Below are 20,938 nucleotides of genomic sequence, written 5' to 3' on the forward strand. Positions count from 1 at the left end.
GGAGACTTCGCTCCGGATGCGGAAACCGGCTATGAGCCGTACGTGATCCCCGCCGCCCTCACCCGCCTGACCCTCACCGACTTCCGCTCCTATGTCCGCGCCGAGCTGGAGATGGACGGCCGCCCAGTCGTCCTGGCCGGACCCAATGGGGCGGGGAAGACCAACCTGCTGGAGGCGGTCTCCCTGCTGACGGCGGGACGCGGCTTGCGTGGCGCGCCCATGGTCGAGCTCGGCCGACGCCTGCCCGGCGAGGCCAAGGGCCGGGCCTGGGCGGTGGCCGCCGAGATCCGGCTGGGCGAGGAGACCCTCAAGGTCGGCACCGGGGTGGAGGCCGCCGGCGCGGCCCGACGCACCGTGCGGCTGGAAGGTGAGACCGTGACGCCGGGACGGCTGTCGGACCTGCAGCGCCAGGTCTGGCTGACCCCGGCCCAGGACCGCCTGTTCCTGGAGGGCGCCGCCGAGCGCCGACGGTTCTTCGACCGCCTGGTCTATGCCGCCCGCCCCGGTCACGCCGCCCAGGCCAGCGCGTATGAAAAGGCCCAGCGCGAGCGCATGCGCCTGCTGACCGACGGGCCGAACGATCCAGCCTGGCTCGGCGCCCTGGAGGCGCGGATGGGTCTGGCCGGCGCGCAGATGGCCGTCGCCCGGGCCGCCAGCCTCGCCGACCTGCAGGCCGAGATCGACAGCCGCGGCGAGCGACCCTTCCCCCAGGCGCGGCTGAGCCTCACCGGGGAGTGGGAGCAGATGGCCAGGGACGGGGTCGAGGCCGGTGAGATCGAGGGCCGGCTGGTCGCAGCCCTGGCCGCAGCGCGGGAGCGAGACGCCGCCGCCGGCCGCGCCCTGACCGGCCCGCACCGGGGGGATCTGGCCGTCATCCATCTGGAGAAGGACCGCCCGGCGGCCGAATGCTCCACCGGCGAGCAGAAGGCCCTGATCCTGAACCTGGTCCTGGCCCAGGCGGCGAGACTTTCGCGTGCAGAATCAGCCCCAAACCCTATATTGTTACTGGATGAAGTCGCAGCACACCTGGACCGCCGACGGCGAGGGGCCCTGTTCGACGAAATCGAGGCGCTCGGCCTGCAGGCCTTCCTGACCGGAACTGACGAGCACCTGTTCGAAGACCTTCGCGGCCGAGCCCAGGGCGTCCGGGTGGACGCTTCGGGCCTGGCCCTACTGGACGCGTAAGAAGAACCTCATGAGCGACGAGACCCAAGGCGCCGGCGAAACGCCGACGAGCAACGGCCAAGCCGAATATGGCGCGGAATCCATCAAGGTCCTGAAGGGCCTGGATGCGGTGCGCAAGCGGCCGGGCATGTATATCGGCGATACCGACGACGGGTCTGGTCTGCACCACATGGTCTATGAGGTGGTGGACAACGCCATCGACGAAACCCTGGCCGGCTATGCCAGCCGCGTCGAGGTGATCCTCAATGGCGACGGTTCGGTCACCGTCACCGACGACGGTCGCGGCATCCCGGTGGACATGCACGAGGGCGAGGGCGTCTCGGCCGCCGAGGTCATCATGACCCAGCTCCACGCCGGCGGGAAATTCGACCAGAACAGCTACAAGGTTTCCGGCGGCCTGCACGGGGTCGGCGTCTCGGTCGTCAACGCCCTGTCGGACTGGCTGAAGCTCAAGATCTATCGCGGCGGCAAGGCCTATGAGATCGAGTTCCGCCGCGGCGACACCGTCTCGCCCCTGGTGGAGACCGGCGAGGCGCCCATGCGCGAGAACGGCCTGCCGCTCTCGGGCACCGAGCTGACCTTCTATCCCTCGACCACCACCTTCGCCTTCATCGACTTCGACCGGAAGACCCTCGAGCACCGGCTGCGGGAGCTGGCCTTCCTCAATTCCGGCGTCACCATCTGGCTGAAGGACTTCCGCGGGGCCGAGCCCTTCGAGGAGGTCATGGCCTATGAGGGCGGCATCGAGGCCTTCGTCCGCCACCTGGACAAGGCCAAGACCCCGCTGATCCGCGATCCGATCGTCATCCGCGGCCGCCGCGAAAACGTCGAGATCGACCTGTCGCTGTGGTGGAACGACGGCTTCCACGAGAACGTGCTCTGCTTCACCAACAACATCCCGCAGAAGGACGGCGGCACCCACCTGGCGGCCTTCCGCTCGGCCATGACCCGGCTGATCACCTCCTATGCGGAAAGCTCCGGCGCCACCAAGCGCGAGAAGGTCTCCCTGTCGGGCGAAGACGCCCGCGAAGGCCTGACTTGCGTCCTGTCGGTCAAGGTGCCCGATCCCAAGTTCTCGTCCCAGACCAAGGACAAGCTGGTGTCGTCCGAAGTGCGCCCCGCCGTCGAGGGCCTGGTGTCCGAGGGGCTGTCGACCTGGTTCGAGGAACATCCGAACGAGGCCAAGATCATCATCCAGAAGATCGCCGAGGCCGCCGCCGCCCGCGAGGCGGCCCGCAAGGCCCGCGACCTGACGCGGCGCAAGTCGGCGCTGGACATCACCTCCCTGCCCGGCAAGCTCGCCGACTGCTCGGAGAAGGACCCGGCCAAGTCCGAAATCTTCCTGGTGGAGGGCGATTCCGCCGGCGGCTCAGCCAAGCAGGCCCGCAACCGGGACAATCAGGCCGTCCTGCCCCTGCGCGGCAAGATCCTGAACGTCGAACGCGCCCGCTTCGACAAGATGCTGTCTTCGGACCAGATCGGCACCCTGATTACGGCGCTCGGCGCCGGCATCGGCCGCGACGACTTCAACATCGACAAGATCCGCTACCACAAGATCGTCATCATGACCGACGCCGACGTGGACGGCGCCCACATCCGCACCCTCTTGCTCACCTTCTTCTACCGGCAGATGCCGCAGGTGATCGAGCGGGGCTATCTCTATATCGCCCAGCCGCCCCTCTATAAGGCCACGAAGGGCAAGTCGGTCCGCTACCTGAAGGATGATCCCGAGCTCGAGGCCTTCCTGGTCAATGAGGGCGTCGATGGCGCCACCCTGACCCTGGCCACCGGCGAGCAGCTGGCCGGTCCCGACCTTCACGCCCTGGTTCAGACCGCCCGCGGCGCCAAGGCCAATGTGGACCGCCTGTCCTCCCGCGCGCCCGCCTTCGCCATCGAGCAGGCGGCTCTGGCCGGTCTGCTGGGCGAGAACGGCGACCTCGACGCCGCCGCCAAGCGCCTGAACCTCTACGCCGAGGAGGGCGATGGTCCCTGGAGCGGCGAAACCGCGGCCACGGGCGGCTATGTGTTCAGCCGCGTCCGCCGTGGCGTGTCCGAGCGCGTCGTGCTGGACGACCTGCTGCTGCACGCCGCCGACGCCCTTCGCCTGGCCGAGCGCGCCGCCGCCATGGCCGAGACCTTCGCCGCCCCGGCCAGCTTCGCCAGGCGGGACAAGGTGACCACCGTGCGCGGCCCGCTGGACCTGTTCAACGCCGTCATGGAAGCCGGCCGCCGGGGCCTGGCCATCCAGCGCTACAAGGGGCTGGGTGAGATGAACCCGGATCAGCTGTGGGAGACCACCCTGGACGTGGAGGCCCGCACCCTGCTGCAGGTCAAGGTGGCCCATGCCGACGACGCCGATGGCATGTTCACCCGCCTGATGGGCGACCTGGTCGAACCCCGCCGGGAGTTTATCCAGGAGAACGCCCTGGACGCCGAGGTGGACGTCTAGCGGCCCCCAGGCCTGGACAGGCCGCGCCAACTCCTGAACTCTTCGGCTCTTGAGGAAACGAGAGCCGGAAACCGGCAGGGAGTTGGGCCATGGCCTTCACCGAATATGCCGAGCACGATGGCCTGGGGCTCGCCGCCCTGGTGGCCAAGGGCGAGGTCAGCCCCACAGAGCTGGTCGAGGCCGCCATCGAGCGGGTCGAGCGCCACAACGGGGTGCTGAACGCCGTCGTCCACAAGGCCTATGACGAGGCGCGGACCACCGCCGCCGGCGACCTGCCCGACGGGCCGTTCAAGGGCGTGCCCTTCCTGATCAAGGACCTGGGCGCCCAGGTGCAGGGCTGGCCGCGGACCTCGGGCAGCCGGTTCGCCCAGGTGGCCGCCGATGACGCCGACAGCGAACTGGTCGCCCGCTATCGCGCCGCAGGCGTCGTCCTGCTGGGCAAGTCCAATACGCCGGAGTTCGGTATTCCTGGCGTCACCAATTCTGACCAGCTGGGCGCCTGCCGCAATCCCTGGAACCCCGACCACATCTCCGGCGGCTCGTCCGGCGGGGCGGCCTCGGCGACGGCCGCGGGCATGGTCCCCCTGGCCCACGCCAGCGATGGCCTGGGCTCGATCCGCATTCCCGCCGCCTGCTGCGGCCTGGTGGGGATGAAGATCACCCGCGACCGCACCCCGATCTGCGAGATCGTGGACGGCGCCCTGGGCTTTTCGGTCCACCACGTGGTCAGCCGCACCGTGCGCGACTCCGCCGCCATGCTGGACGCAACCGGCTACGCCCAGGTCGGCGATCCCTTCCAGGCGCCGGCCAAGGACGGCCCCTATCTGGCCGAGGTGGAAAAGAGCCCGGGGCGCCTGCGCATCGCCTGGTCGGCCGAGACCCCCAGCGGCCGGCCGATCCCCGATGAGATGCTGGGCCATCTGCTGAAGACGGTCGAGCTGCTGAAAGGCCTGGGCCACGAGGTGTTCGAGCAGGGCCTAGGCGTCGACTACCGCCTGCTCTATCGCGCCCAGGGCCTGGCCAGCGCCTCGAACTTCTCGGCCAATGTGGCCCGGTGGGTGGAGAAGCTGGGCCGCGAGCCCGGCCCGGATGAGCTGGGCCCCCTGGCCCGGCGGGGCTATGAGGCCGGAACGCGATTGAACGGCCAGCAGGCCTTCTGGGGTTTCCAGCAGCTGCGGGTGATGAACCGCCAGATCCTGTCGGCCTTCGAGGATTTCGACGTCTATCTCACCCCGGTGATGAACACGCCGGCGCCCCGGATCGACTGGCTCGACCCGAACATGGACGACACCCGCGAGTTCGACAAACGCCAGGCGGCCACCTACGGGACCACCCCGCCGGCCAACTTCACCGGCCAGCCGTCCCTGTCCCTGCCGCTCTGGCAGTCGCAGGACGGCCTGCCGGTGGGGATGATGTTCACTGGCCGCTTCGCCGACGAGGCGACGCTCTATCGCCTGGCCGGCCAGCTGGAGAAGGAACAGCCCTGGAAGGACCGCCGGCCGCCGATCTGGAACTGAACCGGCCGGGCCTATTGTCCGGTCAGTAGACGATCCCGAGCTTGGCCATCACCAGGGCCAGGCTCGCAAAGACCACGGCGGCAGCCACTTCGTACCACTTGAAGCGCGGGCCGCTGGGCGAACGCATTCTCATAATCTCCCCCCCGGGATTTGAGATGGATGTTTAAGAGCCCGGCGGCTCAGTAGTAGGGCGCAGGCGGGCGCTTGCCGGGCCAGGTGAGATAGCCGCCGGCGTCGCGGCCGGCGGCCTGGACGCGGGGACCGCCGCAGCAGGGGCCGGCCGCCACGCCCTGGACGTAGCCGCTGGACTGCTGGGAAAAGCTGCGATGCTCGCTATAGGCGTCGTACTGCTCGACCCGGCCGCTGACATAGGGTTGCGGCGGAGGCGGGGGCGGCGGCGCATAGGCGTAGCGCTGCTCTTCATGGCGGCGCGCCTGATACTGCTCCTGACGATGTTCGCGATACTGCTCCTGGTGCTGGCCCTGGTGCTGCTCGCGGTATTGTCCGCCGTACTCGCCGTGGCGCTGGTCCTGATAGCCGCCGCGGGTGGCGATGTCGGGACCCTGGTAGCGGCGATAGCCCCCGTCATGCGACGGCGCAGGACCGCGGTGGGCATAGTCCCGCGGGGCCGGCGCAGGCGTGCGCGGCGCCGGCGTGGCGCGGGCCTGCCGGGTGGGCGCCGGGCGCGACCGGGCCGCAGGCTTGGCCGGCGCCTTGGCGGTGCGCACAGGCTTGGCCTCGGGACAGGCCGGGGTCTGGGCCGGAGGGCAGGCGCAGCAATTGGCGGCCGTCTGCCCCTGCGGCGGCAGGGTGGGCGCCTCGGCGGTCGTGGTCGCCGGCTCCTCAGCGCCAGCCTTCGAGGCCGACTTCTCGGTGAAGGCGGGCTTGGGCGGACGCTCGTCACAGGCGGCGAGACCCAGGGTCAGGCCCAGGGCGGCGAAGACCGGCAGAATGGTACGCTTACGCATGGCGAAAAACTCCTTGGCCGCACGCTGCGCGTTCATACCTCGTTAACGCTGTAGGATTCTCCCCTGGGGCGAAACAAATCCCACCCTGACGTGTGGCGCCACGGGAATATTAAGCCTTTTCAGCGCTCAGGCTGGGGGCGCAGTTGGCTTGCGGCCAGCCAGATTCCCAGAGCCAGGCCCTCGCCAGTCAGATTGGCGGCGAGGTCGATCAGGTCCCCCTGCCGCCCCAGGCCCATGGCCGCCTGGGCTGCCTCTACGCCGGCGCCCAGCAGCACAACGCCCCCCAGCAGGACCAGGCGAGGCCCGAAGGCGAACAGGCCGAGGCCGGTGAGGACGAAATAGGCCAGGGCGTGCCGGGCCTTGTCCCAGCCGAGATCCGCCGCCGGCGTCGCCTCGGACGGCGCCAGGGAGAGATAGAGGATGGCCGCCAGGCACAGGAGGAAGGCCGCACCGGCATAGCGGCGGGCGAGCGGCGAGAGGGCGGCGCGGAACAGCATGCCCCTAGCTGGCACGTCGCAGGCCCCGCTTCCAGCCGGTGAACGCCCATTCGGCGGCTCGGCGATTCCATCAGACGCAGGAAGCGTCTAGCGTTGCGGCGTAAACAGGCGTTCGAAGGATGGCGATGATGGCGGTCGAGGCGGTGATCTGGGATTTCGGTGGGGTGTTCACCTCTTCGCCCTTCGAGGCCTTCGCTCGGCACGAGGCCAAGATCGGCGCGCCGAAGGATCACATCCGCCGCGTCAATGCGACCAATCCCGACTCCAACGCCTGGGCCCTGTTCGAGCGCAACGAGATCGATACGGCGGGCTTCGACGCCCTGTTCCTGAAAGAGTCTACCGCACTGGGCCACCCGATCCGCGGGGCCGACGTGCTGCCGCTGATCTCCGGCGTGGTCCGGCCGCGAATGGTCGAGGCGCTGAAGATCTGCAAAGGCCATTTCAAGGTCGGCTGCATCACCAACAACATGGTCAGCCACCACAGCCCGGGCCCCGACGGGGCGCAGAAGCCCCGCGGCCTGATGGGCGAGATCATGCCCCTGTTCGACCATGTGATCGAAAGCTCCAAGGCCGGGGTGCGCAAGCCCGATCCGCGCATCTATCAGATGATGTGCGAGGCCCTGTCGGTGGCGCCGGGGTCTTGCGTCTATCTCGATGACCTGGGGGTCAACTGCAAGCCCGCCGCCCAGCTGGGCATGAAGGCCATCAAGGTGGTCGATGTGGACCAGACCCTGGCCGAACTGGCCGCCGCCACGGGCCTGACCTTTCCGGTCGAGGCGCCCGCCCAATGAGCCGGCCTGGGCGCATCGGGGTCAAGGCCGCCCTGGCCGAGCTGCCTGCCTGGCGCGCGGGCGAAGGCGATCGCGAGACCCTGGTGCGGACCTATCGCTTCGCCGACTTCAACGCTGCCTTCGGCTTCATGGCCCGGGTCGCCCTGATGGCCGAAAAGCTCGACCACCACCCCGAATGGTTCAATGTCTACAACCGCGTGGACGTGACCCTGACCACCCACGACGCCGACGGGGTCACCGAGCTGGACCTCAAGCTGGCGCGCTTCATGGACGAGGTCGCCGGGCCGCAGGCCTGAGCCTTAGACACCAGAGATAGATCCCAGGGAGGGACGCGACATGACCGGACGGGTCGCAGGAAAGAAGGCCTTCATCACCGGCGCCGCCCAGGGGCTGGGCCAGGCCGCCGCCAACGCCCTGGCCAAGGAGGGCGCCAAGGTGACCCTGGCCGACATCAATCACGACGGGGCCAAGGCCGCGGCCGCGGCGATCAACGCCGAGCATGGGGAGGGAACCGCCTTCGCCCTGCCGCTGGACGTCACCCGCGAGGACCAGTGGATCTACGCCCTGGAAGAGGCCGACGCAGCCATGGGCGGCATCTCGGTCCTGCTCAACAACGCCGGGATCAGCCGGGGCGGCGACATCGAGCAGCTGTCCTACGAGGACTGGAAGCTGGTGATGAGCGTCAATGTGGACTCCGTCTTCCTGGGAACCAAGCACGCCCTGAAGTACATGCGTCACGCCCAGCCGGGGTCGATCATCAATATCAGCTCCATCGCCGGCCTGATCGCCGCCCACAACAGCCCGGTCTACAATGCTTCCAAGGCGGCGGTCTGGCTGCTGTCCAAGGGGATCGCCCTGCACTGCGCCAAGCAGGGGCTGGATATCCGCTCGAACTCCATCCACCCGACCTTTGTCGACACTCCGATCCTCGACCCCCTGCGCCAGCGGTTCGGCAAGGACGAGGCCGAGTCCAAGCTGGCCCGGCAGGTGCCGCTCGGGCGCATCGGCGCCCCGTCGGACATCGCCAATGCGGTGCTCTATCTGGCCTCGGACGAGAGCCGGTTCATGACTGGCGCCGAGCTGAAGCTGGACGGCGGCATCTCGGCCATGTGAGGCCGCGGGGTCGCTCAGTTCACCAGGATGGTGCCCAGCAGCAGCCTGGCTCCGGCCTTGCCCAGGACCCGGTCGGCGTCCCGCTGCAGCTGGCGGCCGATATAGTCGGCGTTGGGCAGGGCCGAAGGGCTAAGGCCCGCACCATAGACCCGCAGGCTCTGGGAGAAGGCCGCCCTCAGGCGGGGCTCCGACAGCTCGGCATGGGCGCGCAGCTTCTCGTCGGGAATGTCGAGACCCACCTCGACGGTCATGACCGCCCGACGCCCCCGCTCCCCGGCCACGGTGGCCGTGAGCGTGGGGAACTGCAGGAAGGTCAGGCCGCCGCCCTTCTTCTTGTCGCCGCCCTTGGGCGCGCCGGCGGCGGACGCCGCGCCGGCGGCGAAGAGGCCGAGACTTGCCGCAAACAGGGCCGGAAGGGCTGCGAGCCGCAGGCGCGAAGGCTGTTCCATACGTGGCGGTGTGCCGCACTTATGGTTAGCGGTCTCTTTACGCGGGCGCCCCGAGACTGCGGCTAAGATTCGCATGGGCCACATTCGGAGGCCGCCTTGGGCCGTTTCGCGCCAACCTCGCTCGACCTCGACGGCAAGGTCATCCTTGTCACCGGCGGCACAGGCTCTTTCGGCCGCCGCTTCATCGACGCGGTGCTGTCCCGCGCCCGACCCCGCAAGCTGATCGTCTACAGCCGCGACGAGCTGAAACAGCATGAGATGCAGATCGACCTGGCCGAGCGATACGGCCCGGAAGACATGGCCCGCATGCGCTTCTTCCTCGGCGATGTGCGCGACCGCGAACGCCTGACGCTCGCCCTGCGCGGGGTGGATATCGTGATCCACGCCGCGGCCCTGAAACAGGTGCCGGCGGCGGAGTACAATCCCTCGGAGTGCATCCACACCAATGTGCTGGGCGCCGAGAACGTGGTCTGGGCCTGCCTGACCAACCGGGTGAAGCAGGTGGTGGCGCTCTCCACCGACAAGGCCTGCAACCCGGTCAACCTCTATGGGGCGACCAAGCTCGCCTCGGACAAGACCTTCGTGGCGGCCAACAACCTGGCCGGCGACATCGGCACCCGGTTCTCGGTGGTGCGCTATGGCAATGTGGCCGGCTCCCGCGGATCGGTCGCGCCCCTGTTCCAACGGCTGATCGCCCGCGGCGCCACCGAGCTTCCGATCACCGACGCCCGCATGACCCGCTTCCTGATCACCCTGAACGAAGGCGTGGACTTCGTGCTGTCGTCCCTGGAGGTGATGCGCGGCGGCGAGATCTTCGTGCCCAAGATCCCCTCAGCCAAGATCACCGACCTGGCCGAGGCCCTGGGGCCTGGCCTGCCCCACAAGATGGTCGGCATCCGCCCCGGGGAGAAGCTGCACGAGATGATGATCTCTGTGGACGATGCGCGCTCCACCGTGGACCTCGGCGACCGCTACGCCATCGAGCCGGCCTTCGTGGAGTACCCCCGGGAGTCCTTCGTCGGCGCCTATCCGCTGGTGGCTGAGGACTTCTCCTATGCCAGCGACACCAATTCCGAGTGGCTGAGCGGCCCGCCGCTGCTCGATCTGCTGGAGGACGGGGTTCCTCCGCGCCGCCGCCGGGCCACCGACTGATCCCATGGCCGAGCCCTTCCTGCCTTATGGCCGCCAGACCATCGAGGACGACGACATCGCCGCGGTGAGCGCCGCCCTGCGGGACGACTTCCTCACCACCGGCCCCCGGGTCGAGGCCTTCGAGCAGGCCTTCGCCCAGGCCGTGGCCGCGCCCCATGCGGTGGCCTGCGCCAATGGCACTGCGGCCCTGCACCTGGCCATGCTGGGCCTGAAGGTCGGCGAGGGCGAGGTCTGCATCGTGCCCTCGACCACCTTCCTGGCGACGGCCAATTGCGTTCGCTATGTCGGGGCCGAGGTAGTGTTCGCCGATGTGGACCCCCAGAGCGGCCTGATGCGTCCCTCCGATCTGTCCGAGGCCCTGGCCAAGGCCGCGGGCCGCCGGGTGGCGGCGGTCCTGCCGGTCCATCTGCGCGGCGATGTGGTCGATCTTCCCGCCATCGCCAGCCTGGCCGAGGCGGCCGGCGCCCTGGTCGTCGAGGACGCCTGCCACGCCCTGGGGTCCGAGCACCAGGACGGGGCCAGCGTCGCCGTCGGCAGTGGGCGCTGGTCGGCCGCCGCCACCTTTTCCTTCCATCCGGTCAAGACCATCGCCACCGGCGAAGGCGGCATGATCACCACAGCCGACGCGGACCTCGCCGAGCGGATGCGCCGCTTCCGCAGCCACGGCATGGTGCGGCCCGAAGGCGGCGATCCCTGGTGGTACGAGATGGCCGAGCCGGGGTTCAATTACCGCCTGCCCGACCTGCTCTGCGCGCTGGGCCAGTCGCAGCTGGCCAAGCTGCCGAGGTTCGCCGCCCGCCGCCGCTCCCTGGCGGCGCGCTATGTGGCGCAGTTGACCGCCCTGGCGCCGCAGGTGGTTCCCGCCGCCTCGCCGCCGTGGAGCCGTCCGGTTCCCCACCTGATGAGCGTGCTGATTGATTTCGACGCCCTGGGGCTGACCCGCTTCGCGGTCGTCGAACGGCTGCGGGCGAAGGGAATCGGCAGCCAGGTCCACTACATTCCGGTTCACAGTCAGCCCTATTACCGGGAACGATACGGCCAACAGCGCCTGCCGGGCGCCGAGGCCTGGTACGAGCGCACGCTGAGCCTGCCGCTCTATCCGGCCATGGCCGACAGCGATGTCGATCGGGTGGTGGAGGCGCTGGCCGGCGCCCTGCAGAAGCCCTAGGCCGCGAGGCCGGCGGCCTGGATCAGGGTCCGCACCTCGGCCATGCGCTCAGGCGAGCGGGCCAGTTCTTCGCGGGTCGCGTCCAGCCGCACCAGTTTCAACGCCTCAACCTTGGCCCGGTCGGCCGCCGGCCCCAGGGGCGCGGCCTCGCCGCAGGCGAGCTTGAGCAGAAGGGTCAGGCGGTGGGTCACCGGCGCATTGGCCCGCGCCACCCCTTGCGTCACCTTGGCGTCGGCCTCGGCCAGGCCGCCCAGGTCGCCGAGCTTCTGCTGGATCGGCTGGTAGTCCTCCTTGGCCAGGCCCCCGCGGCCGACGGCGCGGTAGAGCTTGGCCAGGGAAAACAGGCGCTGTGCGGCGGAAACCTCGGCGTTGCGGGCGGCCTTTTCGAAGGCCAGCGACCCCACCACCGCCGACAGCCAGCGCACGGCCTGCCGCTTGTTGGCCGAGCCGATGACGTTCTCCACCAGCCACATCAGCGCCTCGGCCTCCTCGATAGAGGTGCGGCCCGAGCCGAGATAGGCGTTCACGAAGTCGCCGGTGACCAGCATCTTGGAGCGGTTGACGAAGGCCGAATGGACGTCGTCCAGGGGGACCATGTCGCCAGCCGCCGCCGTCAGCGCCATGGCCAGACCGCGCAGCAGATCGATTTCGGCCTCGGCGTCCTGCGGCATCAGGCGGCGGGGACCGTTGAGTTCCTTCAACACCCGCTTGGTGATGGCGCTGCGCACGGCGCGGAAGTCCTCGGTGGCCAGCCAGCGCCCGAGGCGCTGGGCCGGCTCCGACAGCTCGGGCATGATCTTGGCCACCGACGGCTCGGCCCGGATCAGGGCGTCCACCGCCTGGTGCGCCGCCAGTCTTGTCATCGCCGCCAGGCGCACGCCCAGATCCAGATCCTTGCCGATCAGCCCTTCGAGGCCGGCCGAGGAGCCGAGGATTTCGGCCAGGGGCTGTTCGATGGTCTGCAGGGCCAGGCCACGGGGCGGTCCGGCGATCGGCGCGGCGTCGGCGAGGTCGAGGAGGCGGGAGACCTTGTCGGTCCAGTCGCGGGCCGGGGCGATGGAGGCCGCCACGCCGGCGCCCAGCAGATAGGCGCGCTCGGGCTCACGGGAGACCCGTTCGGCGGCGGCGGCGAAGCCTTCCTTGTCCACGTCGGGCAGGCCGCCGCGACGGGCGTCGCCCAGCAGGCGCTCGATCGTCCGGCTCACCAGGGCCTGGAAGGTGCGCATGACCTCGTGCACGCCCAGCCCGCGGGCCTGGGCCTCGGGCACGGCGATCTTCTGGATGGCGTGCTGCAGTTCGACGCCGGAGGCTTCCAGCTTCTCGACCAGGTCGGCCCGGTGCAGCAGTTCGAAAGGCGTCGCCTTCTGCCGCACGAGCCAGCCGTCCAGCAAGCGGCCGATCCGCTCGCGGGCATGGACGGTATAGAGGTCCTGCGGGGTCACGCAGAGCGGATCGTTCCGCTCCGGCTCCTTCTTGGTCTTAACGTTGTCAGGCAGACCAAAGGTCTGGATATTGACGCTGCGATACTCGTTGGTCTCGAGATCCATCGTCTCCTTGGTGACGCGCGCGGTCGCCACCCGGCGCTCGGTGATGAGCTCCTCGGCCACAGCCAGAGCCTGGGCGCGGTTCTCCGTCGCCATCTCCAGCGTCCACCCGGCAGCGGGCGTCTTTTTGACGAAAACCTCGTAATGCACTTTGGCGCGTTCCATCTCAGGTCGCTCCCCAGGACCGGGACAGAACATCGGCCAATAGAATTAAGGTCCGATTGATCTCGGAACGCGCAATTCTTTCGGGAATTTAACCTTTGGCTGGCGTAGCGCGCCACATTGAGGCCACCGCGACGAAGGACTAGCTTGGCCCCACGTCTCCGAAGACCTGAAGGAGCCCTGTTCCCACATGGCCAATATCACCCTGGTGGATGACGACGAGAACATCGTCACCTCGGTCAGCCTCGCCCTGGAGAGCCACGGTCATTCCGTGAAGGCCTTCTATGATGGCGCGGCCGGGCTTGCGGCCCTGGAGAACGAGCCCCCGGACCTGGCGATCCTCGACGTGAAGATGCCCCGCATGGACGGCATGGAAGTGCTGCGCCGACTGCGGCGGACCAGCGAGCTGCCCGTGATCATCCTGACCTCCAAGGACGACGAGATCGACGAGATCCTCGGTTTCAACCTCGGGGCCGACGACTATATCCACAAACCCTTCAGCCAGCGCCTGCTGCTCGAGCGGGTGAAGGCGGTCCTGCGCCGGGCCGGCGCCGACGGCGCAGAGCCGGCGCCGGGGACGGCCTCCGAGGCCGAGGCCCGGGCGCTGAAGCGCGGCAAGCTGACCCTGGATCCTGCCCGCCACGACTGCCTGTGGGAGGACCGGCCGGTGAAGCTTACCGTGACCGAGTTCCTCCTGCTCCAGTCCCTGGCCCAGCGCCCCGGATTCGTGAAGAGCCGCGACAACCTGATGGACGCGGCCTACGACGATCAGGTCTATGTGGACGACCGCACCATCGACAGCCACATCAAGCGCATGCGCAAGAAGTTCCGCGAGATCGACCCTGAGTTCGACGCGATCGAAACCCTTTATGGCGTCGGATACCGGTACCGCGAGTCCTGAGCGCAGGCCCCGGCGCGAGGGGTGGCGATGGCTGCCCGGCTCGCGTCTTGGCCGGCTGATCATCGTCCTGAATCTGTTTGGGCTGGCGATCCTGATCTCCGGCGCCCTGGTGCTGAACGAACTGCGCCGGGGCCTGGTCAACGCCCGCATCGACAGCCTGACCACCCAGGGCGAGCTGATCGCCACGATCATCGACCAGGCCGCCACCGTGGGCGAGCCCGAGCCGATGATGGACGCCGCCTACGCGTCTGAGATCCTCCAGCTGCTCTCCAATCCCCGCTCCCAGCGGGCGCGGCTGTTCGACGCCGAGGGTCGGTTGATCGCCGATTCCTACTGGGTGTCGGATCGGGTCGAATGGCGCACCCTGCCGCCGGCCAGGACCCGCGGGGACGGGCCGGGTCTCGACCTCAATCTCAGCGGCGAAGACGATCCCCAGGACGCCGCAGCCGCCAAGGCCCAGGCCGCCCTGCGCGCCGAGGTGAGCACCGCCCTGCGCGGCGTCCACTGGGCGGGCCTGCGCATGGGCGCCGACGAGGAGCGCGTGGTTTCAGTCTCGATCCCCATCCAGCACGTCAAGGCCGTGCTGGGGGTGCTGACCCTGGAAGCCCGCGACGTGGACGAGATCATCGCCGCCGAGCGGGCCGCCCTGCTGCCCTTCATCCTGATCGCCATCAGCGTCTCGCTGATCTCATCCCTGCTGCTGAACCGGCTGATCGCCCATCCGGTGCGACGCCTGGCCCGTGCCGCCGACCGGGTTCGCCTGGCCCGCGCCCGGGCGATCTCGGTGCCCGACATCTCCCGCCGGGACGATGAACTGGGCGACCTGTCCCGCTCCCTGGAGGACATGACCCACGCCCTGTCGGAGCGGATCGACGCCATCGAGCGGTTCGCCGCCGATGTGGCCCACGAGATCCGCAACCCCCTGACCTCGCTGCGTTCGGCCGTCGAGACCCTGGGCCTGGTGGAGGAGCCGGCGGCCCGCGATCGCCTGATGGCGGTGCTGCAGAACGACGTCCAGCGGCTGGACCGCCTGGTCACCGACATCTCCAACGCCTCACGGCTGGACGCCGAACTTTCCCGGGAGACGCCGACACCGGTGGACCTGCGGCGGCTGATCTCCGATGTGGTCTCCCTCTATCAGGCCACCGTCCGGCCCGGCGAACCTGAGGTCGTCTTCACGCCCTCCGAGACCGCTGAACCGGTCATGGTCTCAGGGCAAGAAGGGGCGCTGGGCCAGGTGCTGCGCAACCTGATCGACAACGCCCGGTCCTTCAGCGCCCCGGACGGCGAGGTCCGGGTCGGCCTGTCGCGGCAGCGGGGTCGGGCCTTCATCACCATCGATGACGATGGGCCAGGCATCCCGCCGGAGAACCTGGAATCCATCTTCGAGCGCTTCTACACCTCGCGGCCCAAAGGGGCGGCCTTCGGCGGCAATTCCGGCCTGGGTCTCTCCATCGTCCGCCAGATCGTCGTGGCCCATGACGGCTCGGTGCGCGCCGAGAACCGCAAGGTCGAAGGCGCGGACGGCGAGGCCGACACCACGGCCGTGGCCGGCGCCCGCTTCACCGTCATCCTGCCCGAGGCCCGCCGGTGATCCTGCATGCCGGCCTGATCGCCCGCTACGATGCCGGGGGCTGGCGCGGCGTGATGATCGAAGGCCCCTCAGGCGCCGGCAAGAGCGATCTGGCCCTGCGATGTCTGGGAGTGGGCTTTCGCCTGGTCGCCGACGACCGGGTGCTGATCTGGCGTTCGGACGGACGCCTGTTCGGCCGTGCGCCCGATAGCCTGGCGGGGCTGATGGAGGTGCGCAATCTGGGCGTCCTGCCCACTCCCGCCCTGCCCTTCGCCCCCATCGTCCTGGCGGTGCGGCTCGGTCAGGGAGAAAGGCTGCCGGATCGCGAAACTGTGAGACATCTTGAGGTAGAGCTGCCCATCATAACGCTCGCCCCGCTTGAGAACTCAGCGCCTGCGAAACTGGGTCGCGCCCTGGACACACTTGGATGACGCGCGGAAGGCGCGTATCACAGCCGGCTTCTGGCCCGCATTCTTGCCGCGGCGGGGCCGACAGGGGATAGCCTTTGAGAGCGTTGCCATGATCGGGCTCGTGATCGTTACGCACGGGCGATTGGCCGCAGAGTTCGTATCGGCGATGGAGCACGTGGTCGGACCGCAGAGCGCGGTGGAGGCCATCTGCATCGGACCCGATGACGACATGGAACGGCGCCGGATGGACATCCTGGCCGCCTGCGCCCGGGCCGACACCGGCGGCGGCGTCATCCTGCTGACCGACATGTTCGGCGGCACCCCGTCCAACCTGGCCATCTCGGTGATGGAGCAGACCCGGGCCGAGGTGATCGCCGGGCTCAACCTGCCCATGCTGATCAAGCTGGCCAGCGTGCGCGCCCGTTGCGGCCTGGAGGACTGCGTCTCGGCCGCCCAGGAGGCGGGACGCAAGTACATCTCCGTGGCCTCCTACGTCCTGGCCGGCGAAAAATGACCGTCGAGCGCACGGTCGAAATCTTGAACAAACGGGGTCTGCACGCCCGCGCCTCGGCCAAGTTCGTCAAGCTGGCCTCGTCCTTCGAGGCCGAGATCCAGGTCTCCAAGGACGGGCAGACCGTCGACGCCCGCTCGATCATGGGCCTGATGATGCTGGCCGCCGGTCCCGGCAGCACCATCCACATCGCCGCCGAGGGCGAGCAGGCCGAAGAGGCCCTGGAGGCGCTGTGCGCCCTGGTCGCCGCCCGCTTCGAGGAAGACCAGTAGGCGGCCTTTAGGTCCTGCGCCTCAGGCCTTCAGCTTGTAGCCGGTGCGGAACATCCAGCCGATGGCGGTCAGGCAGAGCGCCATGAAGCCCAGGGTCATGGCGACGCTGATGCCGATGTTCACGTCGGAAATCCCGTAGAAGCTCCAGCGGAAGCCGCTGACCAGATAGACCACCGGGTTGAACAGGGTGATCGTCTGCCAGACCGGCGGCAGCATGCTGATCGAATAGAAGCTGCCGCCCAGGAAGGTCAGCGGCATGACCACCAGCATGGGCACGATCTGCAGCTTCTCGAAGCCGTCGGCCCAGATGCCGATGGCGAAGCCGAAAAGGCTGAAGGTCACCGCCGTCAGGACCAGGAAGCTGATCATCACCAGCGGATGGGCGATCTCGTAGGGCACGAAGATCCGCGCCGTGGCCAGGATGATGAGCCCCAGGATGATCGACTTGGTGGCCGCCGCGCCCACATAGCCGGCGACGATCTCCACCGCCGAGATGGGCGCCGAGAGCACCTCATAGATGGTGCCGGAAAACTTCGGCATGTAGATGCCGAACGAGGCGTTGGAGATGCTCTCGGTCAGCAGGGACAGCATGATCAGGCCGGGGATGATGAAGGCGCCGTAGCTGACGCCGTCGATCTCCACCATGCGCGAGCCGATGGCCGAGCCGAACACCACGAAATAGAGCGAGGTGGAGATCACCGGCGAGGCGATGGACTGCATCAGCGTCCGCCAGGTCCGCGCCAGTTCGAACTGGTAGATGGCCTTGATGGCGTAGAGGTTCATTGGGGCGCCCTAACCAGGCTGACGAAGATGTCCTCCAGCGAGCTTTGCCGCGTCTGCAGGTCCTTGAAGTCGATGCCGTTGGCCTCCAGCCGGCGCAGCAGGGCGGCGATGCCGGTGTCCTCGGCCTGGGCGTCGAAGGTGTAGATCAGCTCGTGGCCGTCGGCCGCCAGCTCCAGGGGCTCTGCGGCCAGCTCCGGCGGGATGGCGGCCAGCGGGCTCTGCAGCTGGAGGGTCAGGCGCCGCTCGCCCAGCTGGCGCATCAGCACGTCCTTTTCCTCGACCAGGATGATCTCGCCCTTGCGGATCACCCCGATCCGGTCGGCCATCTCCTCGGCCTCCTCGATATAGTGGGTGGTCAGGATGATGGTCACGCCGCTCTCGCGCAGGGCGCGGACCATCTCCCACATGTCCCGGCGCAGCTCGACGTCGACGCCGGCGGTGGGCTCGTCGAGGAAGAGAATCTTGGGCTCGTGGGACAGGGCCTTGGCGATCATCACGCGGCGCTTCATGCCGCCCGACAGGGCCATGATCTTGGTGTCCTTCTTGTCCCAGAGGGACAGGTCCTTGAGCACCTTTTCCAGATGGGCGGGATTGGGCGGCTTGCCGAACAGGCCGCGGCTGAACTTCACCGTCGCCCAGACGGTCTCGAAGGCGTCGGTGGACAGCTCCTGCGGCACCAGGCCGATCTTGGTCCGGGCGGCGCGGAATTCGCGGACAATGTCGTGGCCGTCGGCCTGCACCTGACCGGAGCTGGCGTTGACGATGCCGCAGATGATCGAGATCAGGGTGGTCTTCCCCGCCCCATTGGGGCCGAGCAGGGCGAAGATTTCCCCTTGGCGGATCTCCAGGTCGACGCCCTTCAGCGCCTGGAATCCCCCGGCATAGGTCTTGGTCAGACCTTTAACGGACACGATAGACGACAACCGCAGCACTCCCCCTCGGCGTCACAGCCAGATAGGCGCCCCGACCCGGCGAAGCTAGACCCGAGGACGTCGCGGAAGGCGCTAATCCGACATGCGCCGGAAATTGAGAGGGCTCAGGCCGCGACGGTCGCGCCCGTCCCCATGGGGCGAAGGCCAAGCTCGGCCATCAGGGCCGCGTCGGTGTCCTTGTCCGGATTGCTGGTGGTCAAAAGCTTGCCACCCACGAACATGGAATTGGCGCCGGCGAGGAAGCAGAGCGCCTGCAGTTCCCGCGACATGTGCTCGCGCCCAGCCGAGAGGCGCACCACCGCCTTGGGGCAGACGATGCGGGCCACGGCGATCATCCGCACGAACTCCAGCCCGTCCACCGCCTCGCTGTCGCCCAGCGGCGTGCCGGGGATCGGCATCAGGTCGTTGATCGGCAGGCTGTCGGGATGGGCCGGCAGGGTGGCGAGCGCATGCAGCAGGCCGGCGCGGTCGCGACGAGTCTCACCCATGCCGACAATGCCGCCGCAGCAGGTGGAGAGCCCTGCGTCCCGCACGGCCGCCAGGGTGTCCAGCCGGTCCTGATATGTCCGCGTGGTCACCACCTGATCGTAATAGTCCGGACCGGTGTCGAGGTTGTGGTTGTAATAGTCGAGGCCGGCGTCCTTCAGGGCCTGGGCCTGTTCGGGCTTCAGCATGCCCAGCGTCGCACAGGTCTCAAGACCCAGCGCCTTCACGCCGGAGATCATGGCGGCAACCTTGGGCAGGTCGCGATCCTTCAGGTCGCGCCAGGCCGCCCCCATGCAGAAGCGCTGGGCGCCGCCGGCCTTGGCCTCGGCGGCCGCCGCGATCACGGTCTGCGCCTCCATCAGCTTGCTGGCGGCCACCCCGGTGTTGAAGTGCTGGGACTGGCTGCAATAGCCGCAGTTTTCCGCGCAGCCGCCGGTCTTCACCGACAGGAGCTGGGAGAGCTGGACTTCGGACGGATCGAACCACCGGCGATGAATGGCCGCAGCGTCAAACACCAGCTCCATGAAGGGGCGCTCGAAAAGCGCCTCGATCTCGGTCAGCGTCCAGTCGTGGCGCGGCTGGGCGGGGTCGACATGGCGGATTGGCGCGTTCATGGAGCACTCCTGGTCGGCGGCGCGGCCGGGTCATCGCATTTTCTCTCCCTATAGGCCGCCCGGCCCGGGAGGAAAACTCTTCGAAGGGACGGATCATGGGCACGGCGAACGAAGAGATCGAGCTGAAATTTCTCTGCGAGCCCGCAGATCTCGACGCCCTGCTGGCCGCCGCCGAAGGCCTCGATGACAGCGCGGCCGATCTCAGCGCCACCTACTTCGACACGCCCGAGCGCCGTCTGCGTGAACTGGGCGCCGGCCTGCGCATCCGCCAGGAGCCGAAGGGCCGCCTCCAGACCCTGAAGGCCGGTTCAGGGCTGCGCCGCCAGGAGGACGAGACCACGCTGGAGACCGACCAGCTTGACCCCGAACACGCCGCCCTGCGCGAGCTGATCGGGGATGACGAGATCGCCCGCCTGGAGCCGCTGTTCACCGTCAAGGTCCACCGGCGCAAACGCATCCTGACTCGCGACGGCGCCCAGGTGGAGCTGGCCGTGGACCAGGGCGAGGTTCGCGCCGGGCGGCGCAAGTCCACGGTCTGCGAGGTGGAGCTGGAGCTGAAGACCGGCGCCCCCGCCGCCCTGTTCGCCCTGGCCCGCGAGCTCTTCGAGGTGGCGCCCCTCTATCTCAGCTTCGAGACCAAGGCCGACCAGGGGTTCGCCCTGGCCGACGGCGGCCGTTCAGCCAGGCGCCACGACCAGCCCGATCTGAAGCGGGGCATGAGCGCCGCGGCCGCCTTCCAGGCCATAGCCCGCTCGGCCCTGGCGCAGATCGCCGCCAACGGGCTGGTCCTGCGCGGCGCCGACTCCCCGGAAGCCCTGCACCAGCTGCGGGTGGCCGCCCGGCGGCTGCGCAGCGCCATGACCACCTTCAAGCCGCTGATCGCCGATGACCAGTTCGAGCCCCTGAAGGGCGAGCTGAAATGGCTGGCCGGCGCCTGCGACGAGGCCCGCAACCTCGACGTCTTCATCGACGAAACCTATCGGCCGGCCGCCCAGGGCGCGGCGGCCATTCACGGACTGGCCGATCTGGGCCAGGCGCTGGAGACCGCCCGGGGCAGCGCCCACGCCCATGCCCGGGGGGCGGTGGCCTCCACCCGCTTCCGCGCCCTGCTGCTGGAACTCTACGCCTGGATCGAAACCGGCGCCTGGCTGGGCGCCCTGGATGACGGCGGCGGGAGCGCCGAGGACTTCGCCGCCAAGGCGCTGTCGCGCCGCCGCCGCAAGCTGGAGAAGAAGGGCGCCGACCTGATGAACCTCAGCGACGAGGCCCGCCACAAGACCCGCATCCAGGCCAAGAAGCTGCGCTACGGGGCTGAAGCCTTCCGGCCCCTGCTCAAGGACAAGACCGCCCGCCGATTGATCAAGAAGACCAAGAAGCTGCAGGAATCCCTGGGCGCCCTGAACGACGCAGTCTCGGCCGAGGCCCTGCTCACGGGCCTCGCCCTGGAGGGCGCGGCGCTCT

At 68.8% G+C, this 20,938-nt stretch carries 21 protein-coding genes; 14 read left to right on the forward strand and 7 right to left on the reverse strand.

Annotation, left to right across the window (positions count from 1 at the left end; genetic code table 11):
* The first annotated feature begins 42 nt into the window (after window positions 1-42).
* The 3 genes from recF to V7702_RS08165 all read left to right on the forward strand — a co-directional run bounded on the left by recF (window position 43) and on the right by V7702_RS08165 (window position 5,151).
* Window positions 43-1,185 carry a DNA replication/repair protein RecF gene (recF, locus tag V7702_RS08155; RefSeq protein ID WP_335649616.1) on the forward strand — a complete coding sequence of 381 codons (1,143 nt, stop codon included), beginning with the start codon at window positions 43-45 and terminating at the stop codon, window positions 1,183-1,185.
* Window positions 1,186-1,195: 10 nt separating this feature from the next.
* On the forward strand, window positions 1,196-3,634 hold the full coding sequence (gene gyrB, locus V7702_RS08160) for a DNA topoisomerase (ATP-hydrolyzing) subunit B (protein ID WP_335649617.1): 2,439 nt from the start codon (window positions 1,196-1,198) through the stop codon (window positions 3,632-3,634).
* An 89-nt stretch (window positions 3,635-3,723) separates the two neighbouring features.
* Window positions 3,724-5,151, forward strand: a complete 1,428-nt coding sequence (locus V7702_RS08165) for an amidase (protein ID WP_335649618.1) — start codon at window positions 3,724-3,726, stop codon at window positions 5,149-5,151.
* A gap of 179 nt (window positions 5,152-5,330) precedes the next feature.
* On the opposite strand, the gene V7702_RS08170 is transcribed toward V7702_RS08165, so the two are convergent.
* Together V7702_RS08170 and V7702_RS08175 are read right to left on the reverse strand one after the other, a co-directional pair.
* Window positions 5,331-6,119, reverse strand: a complete 789-nt coding sequence (locus V7702_RS08170) for a hypothetical protein (RefSeq protein WP_335649619.1) — start codon at window positions 6,117-6,119, stop codon at window positions 5,331-5,333.
* A 119-nt stretch (window positions 6,120-6,238) separates the two neighbouring features.
* Window positions 6,239-6,616 carry a hypothetical protein gene (locus V7702_RS08175; protein ID WP_335649620.1) on the reverse strand — a complete coding sequence of 126 codons (378 nt, stop codon included), beginning with the start codon at window positions 6,614-6,616 and terminating at the stop codon, window positions 6,239-6,241.
* Window positions 6,617-6,744: 128 nt separating this feature from the next.
* On the opposite strand from V7702_RS08175, the gene V7702_RS08180 reads away from it, so the two are divergent.
* The 3 genes from V7702_RS08180 to V7702_RS08190 are packed head-to-tail and all read left to right on the forward strand — an operon-like array spanning window position 6,745 to window position 8,520.
* Window positions 6,745-7,407, forward strand: a complete 663-nt coding sequence (locus V7702_RS08180; RefSeq protein ID WP_335649637.1) for an HAD-IA family hydrolase — start codon at window positions 6,745-6,747, stop codon at window positions 7,405-7,407.
* A complete protein-coding gene (locus V7702_RS08185) occupies window positions 7,404-7,703 on the forward strand; it encodes a 4a-hydroxytetrahydrobiopterin dehydratase (protein ID WP_335649621.1) in 300 nt (99 codons plus the stop codon). The genes V7702_RS08180 and V7702_RS08185 overlap by 4 nt, the downstream gene beginning before the upstream one ends.
* A 40-nt stretch (window positions 7,704-7,743) precedes the next feature.
* Window positions 7,744-8,520, forward strand: coding sequence for an SDR family oxidoreductase (locus V7702_RS08190; RefSeq protein ID WP_335649622.1), 777 nt, complete (start codon window positions 7,744-7,746; stop codon window positions 8,518-8,520).
* Window positions 8,521-8,534: 14 nt separating this feature from the next.
* Here the strand turns inward: V7702_RS08190 and V7702_RS08195 are convergent, their stop codons facing one another.
* Window positions 8,535-8,969, reverse strand: a complete 435-nt coding sequence (locus V7702_RS08195) for a hypothetical protein (RefSeq protein WP_335649623.1) — start codon at window positions 8,967-8,969, stop codon at window positions 8,535-8,537.
* 96 nt (window positions 8,970-9,065) lie between these two features.
* Between V7702_RS08195 and pseB the strand changes: the two genes are divergently transcribed.
* The gene (gene pseB / locus V7702_RS08200) at window positions 9,066-10,121 is read left to right on the forward strand and encodes a UDP-N-acetylglucosamine 4,6-dehydratase (inverting) (RefSeq protein ID WP_335649624.1); all 1,056 of its coding nucleotides are present in this window, start codon (window positions 9,066-9,068) and stop codon (window positions 10,119-10,121) included.
* A 4-nt stretch (window positions 10,122-10,125) separates the two neighbouring features.
* On the forward strand, window positions 10,126-11,289 hold the full coding sequence (pseC, locus tag V7702_RS08205; protein ID WP_335649625.1) for a UDP-4-amino-4,6-dideoxy-N-acetyl-beta-L-altrosamine transaminase: 1,164 nt from the start codon (window positions 10,126-10,128) through the stop codon (window positions 11,287-11,289).
* Here the strand turns inward: pseC and V7702_RS08210 are convergent.
* Window positions 11,286-12,998 (reverse strand): hypothetical protein, encoded by a 1,713-nt coding sequence (locus tag V7702_RS08210; RefSeq protein ID WP_335649626.1) that lies wholly within the window; start codon window positions 12,996-12,998, stop codon window positions 11,286-11,288. The two genes, pseC and V7702_RS08210, sit on opposite strands and share 4 nt — an antisense overlap.
* A gap of 187 nt (window positions 12,999-13,185) precedes the next feature.
* Between V7702_RS08210 and V7702_RS08215 the strand changes: the two genes are divergently transcribed.
* The 5 genes from V7702_RS08215 (at window position 13,186) to V7702_RS08235 (ending at window position 16,662) form a co-directional block, all read left to right on the forward strand.
* The gene (locus V7702_RS08215; RefSeq protein WP_335649627.1) at window positions 13,186-13,896 is read left to right on the forward strand and encodes a response regulator transcription factor; all 711 of its coding nucleotides are present in this window, start codon (window positions 13,186-13,188) and stop codon (window positions 13,894-13,896) included.
* Window positions 13,865-15,490, forward strand: coding sequence for a sensor histidine kinase (locus V7702_RS08220; RefSeq protein WP_335649628.1), 1,626 nt, complete (start codon window positions 13,865-13,867; stop codon window positions 15,488-15,490). Before V7702_RS08215 ends, V7702_RS08220 begins: the two co-directional genes overlap by 32 nt.
* A complete protein-coding gene (locus V7702_RS08225; RefSeq protein ID WP_335649629.1) occupies window positions 15,487-15,900 on the forward strand; it encodes an HPr kinase/phosphorylase in 414 nt (137 codons plus the stop codon). Before V7702_RS08220 ends, V7702_RS08225 begins: the two co-directional genes overlap by 4 nt.
* 88 nt (window positions 15,901-15,988) lie before the next feature.
* Window positions 15,989-16,393 (forward strand): PTS sugar transporter subunit IIA, encoded by a 405-nt coding sequence (locus tag V7702_RS08230; RefSeq protein ID WP_335649630.1) that lies wholly within the window; start codon window positions 15,989-15,991, stop codon window positions 16,391-16,393.
* A complete protein-coding gene (locus V7702_RS08235) occupies window positions 16,390-16,662 on the forward strand; it encodes an HPr family phosphocarrier protein (protein ID WP_335649631.1) in 273 nt (90 codons plus the stop codon). Before V7702_RS08230 ends, V7702_RS08235 begins: the two co-directional genes overlap by 4 nt.
* A gap of 21 nt (window positions 16,663-16,683) precedes the next feature.
* On the opposite strand, the gene V7702_RS08240 is transcribed toward V7702_RS08235, so the two are convergent.
* The 3 genes from V7702_RS08240 to bioB all read right to left on the reverse strand — a co-directional run bounded on the left by V7702_RS08240 (window position 16,684) and on the right by bioB (window position 19,477).
* Complete coding sequence (locus tag V7702_RS08240; RefSeq protein WP_335649632.1) at window positions 16,684-17,445, reverse strand: ABC transporter permease; 762 nt, start codon at window positions 17,443-17,445, stop codon at window positions 16,684-16,686.
* Window positions 17,442-18,377, reverse strand: a complete 936-nt coding sequence (locus tag V7702_RS08245) for an ABC transporter ATP-binding protein (RefSeq protein WP_335649633.1) — start codon at window positions 18,375-18,377, stop codon at window positions 17,442-17,444. The genes V7702_RS08240 and V7702_RS08245 overlap by 4 nt, the downstream gene beginning before the upstream one ends.
* A 104-nt stretch (window positions 18,378-18,481) precedes the next feature.
* Window positions 18,482-19,477 carry a biotin synthase BioB gene (gene bioB, locus V7702_RS08250; protein ID WP_335649634.1) on the reverse strand — a complete coding sequence of 332 codons (996 nt, stop codon included), beginning with the start codon at window positions 19,475-19,477 and terminating at the stop codon, window positions 18,482-18,484.
* Window positions 19,478-19,572: 95 nt separating this feature from the next.
* On the opposite strand from bioB, the gene V7702_RS08255 reads away from it, so the two are divergent.
* A partial coding sequence (locus tag V7702_RS08255; protein WP_335649635.1) for a CYTH and CHAD domain-containing protein occupies window positions 19,573-20,938 on the forward strand: 1,366 nt, incomplete at its 3' end.

Origin of the sequence: Phenylobacterium sp., from assembly GCF_036963605.1 — a bacterium.
Classification (GTDB): Bacteria; Pseudomonadota; Alphaproteobacteria; order Caulobacterales; family Caulobacteraceae; genus Phenylobacterium.

Coding starts and splice junctions, on each gene's coding strand:
- V7702_RS08175 (WP_335649620.1), bottom strand. CDS start 6,616: ATGCTGTTCCGCGCCGCCCTCTCGCCGCTCGCCCGCCGCTATGCCGGT.
- V7702_RS08195 (WP_335649623.1), bottom strand. CDS start 8,969: ATGGAACAGCCTTCGCGCCTGCGGCTCGCAGCCCTTCCGGCCCTGTTT.
- V7702_RS08180 (WP_335649637.1), top strand. CDS start 6,745: ATGGCGGTCGAGGCGGTGATCTGGGATTTCGGTGGGGTGTTCACCTCT.
- pseC (WP_335649625.1), top strand. CDS start 10,126: ATGGCCGAGCCCTTCCTGCCTTATGGCCGCCAGACCATCGAGGACGAC.
- V7702_RS08165 (WP_335649618.1), top strand. CDS start 3,724: ATGGCCTTCACCGAATATGCCGAGCACGATGGCCTGGGGCTCGCCGCC.
- V7702_RS08215 (WP_335649627.1), top strand. CDS start 13,186: ATGGCCAATATCACCCTGGTGGATGACGACGAGAACATCGTCACCTCG.
- V7702_RS08190 (WP_335649622.1), top strand. CDS start 7,744: ATGACCGGACGGGTCGCAGGAAAGAAGGCCTTCATCACCGGCGCCGCC.
- V7702_RS08185 (WP_335649621.1), top strand. CDS start 7,404: ATGAGCCGGCCTGGGCGCATCGGGGTCAAGGCCGCCCTGGCCGAGCTG.
- V7702_RS08235 (WP_335649631.1), top strand. CDS start 16,390: ATGACCGTCGAGCGCACGGTCGAAATCTTGAACAAACGGGGTCTGCAC.
- V7702_RS08220 (WP_335649628.1), top strand. CDS start 13,865: ATGGCGTCGGATACCGGTACCGCGAGTCCTGAGCGCAGGCCCCGGCGC.
- V7702_RS08230 (WP_335649630.1), top strand. CDS start 15,989: ATGATCGGGCTCGTGATCGTTACGCACGGGCGATTGGCCGCAGAGTTC.
- V7702_RS08240 (WP_335649632.1), bottom strand. CDS start 17,445: ATGAACCTCTACGCCATCAAGGCCATCTACCAGTTCGAACTGGCGCGG.
- V7702_RS08170 (WP_335649619.1), bottom strand. CDS start 6,119: ATGCGTAAGCGTACCATTCTGCCGGTCTTCGCCGCCCTGGGCCTGACC.
- bioB (WP_335649634.1), bottom strand. CDS start 19,477: ATGAACGCGCCAATCCGCCATGTCGACCCCGCCCAGCCGCGCCACGAC.
- gyrB (WP_335649617.1), top strand. CDS start 1,196: ATGAGCGACGAGACCCAAGGCGCCGGCGAAACGCCGACGAGCAACGGC.
- V7702_RS08210 (WP_335649626.1), bottom strand. CDS start 12,998: ATGGAACGCGCCAAAGTGCATTACGAGGTTTTCGTCAAAAAGACGCCC.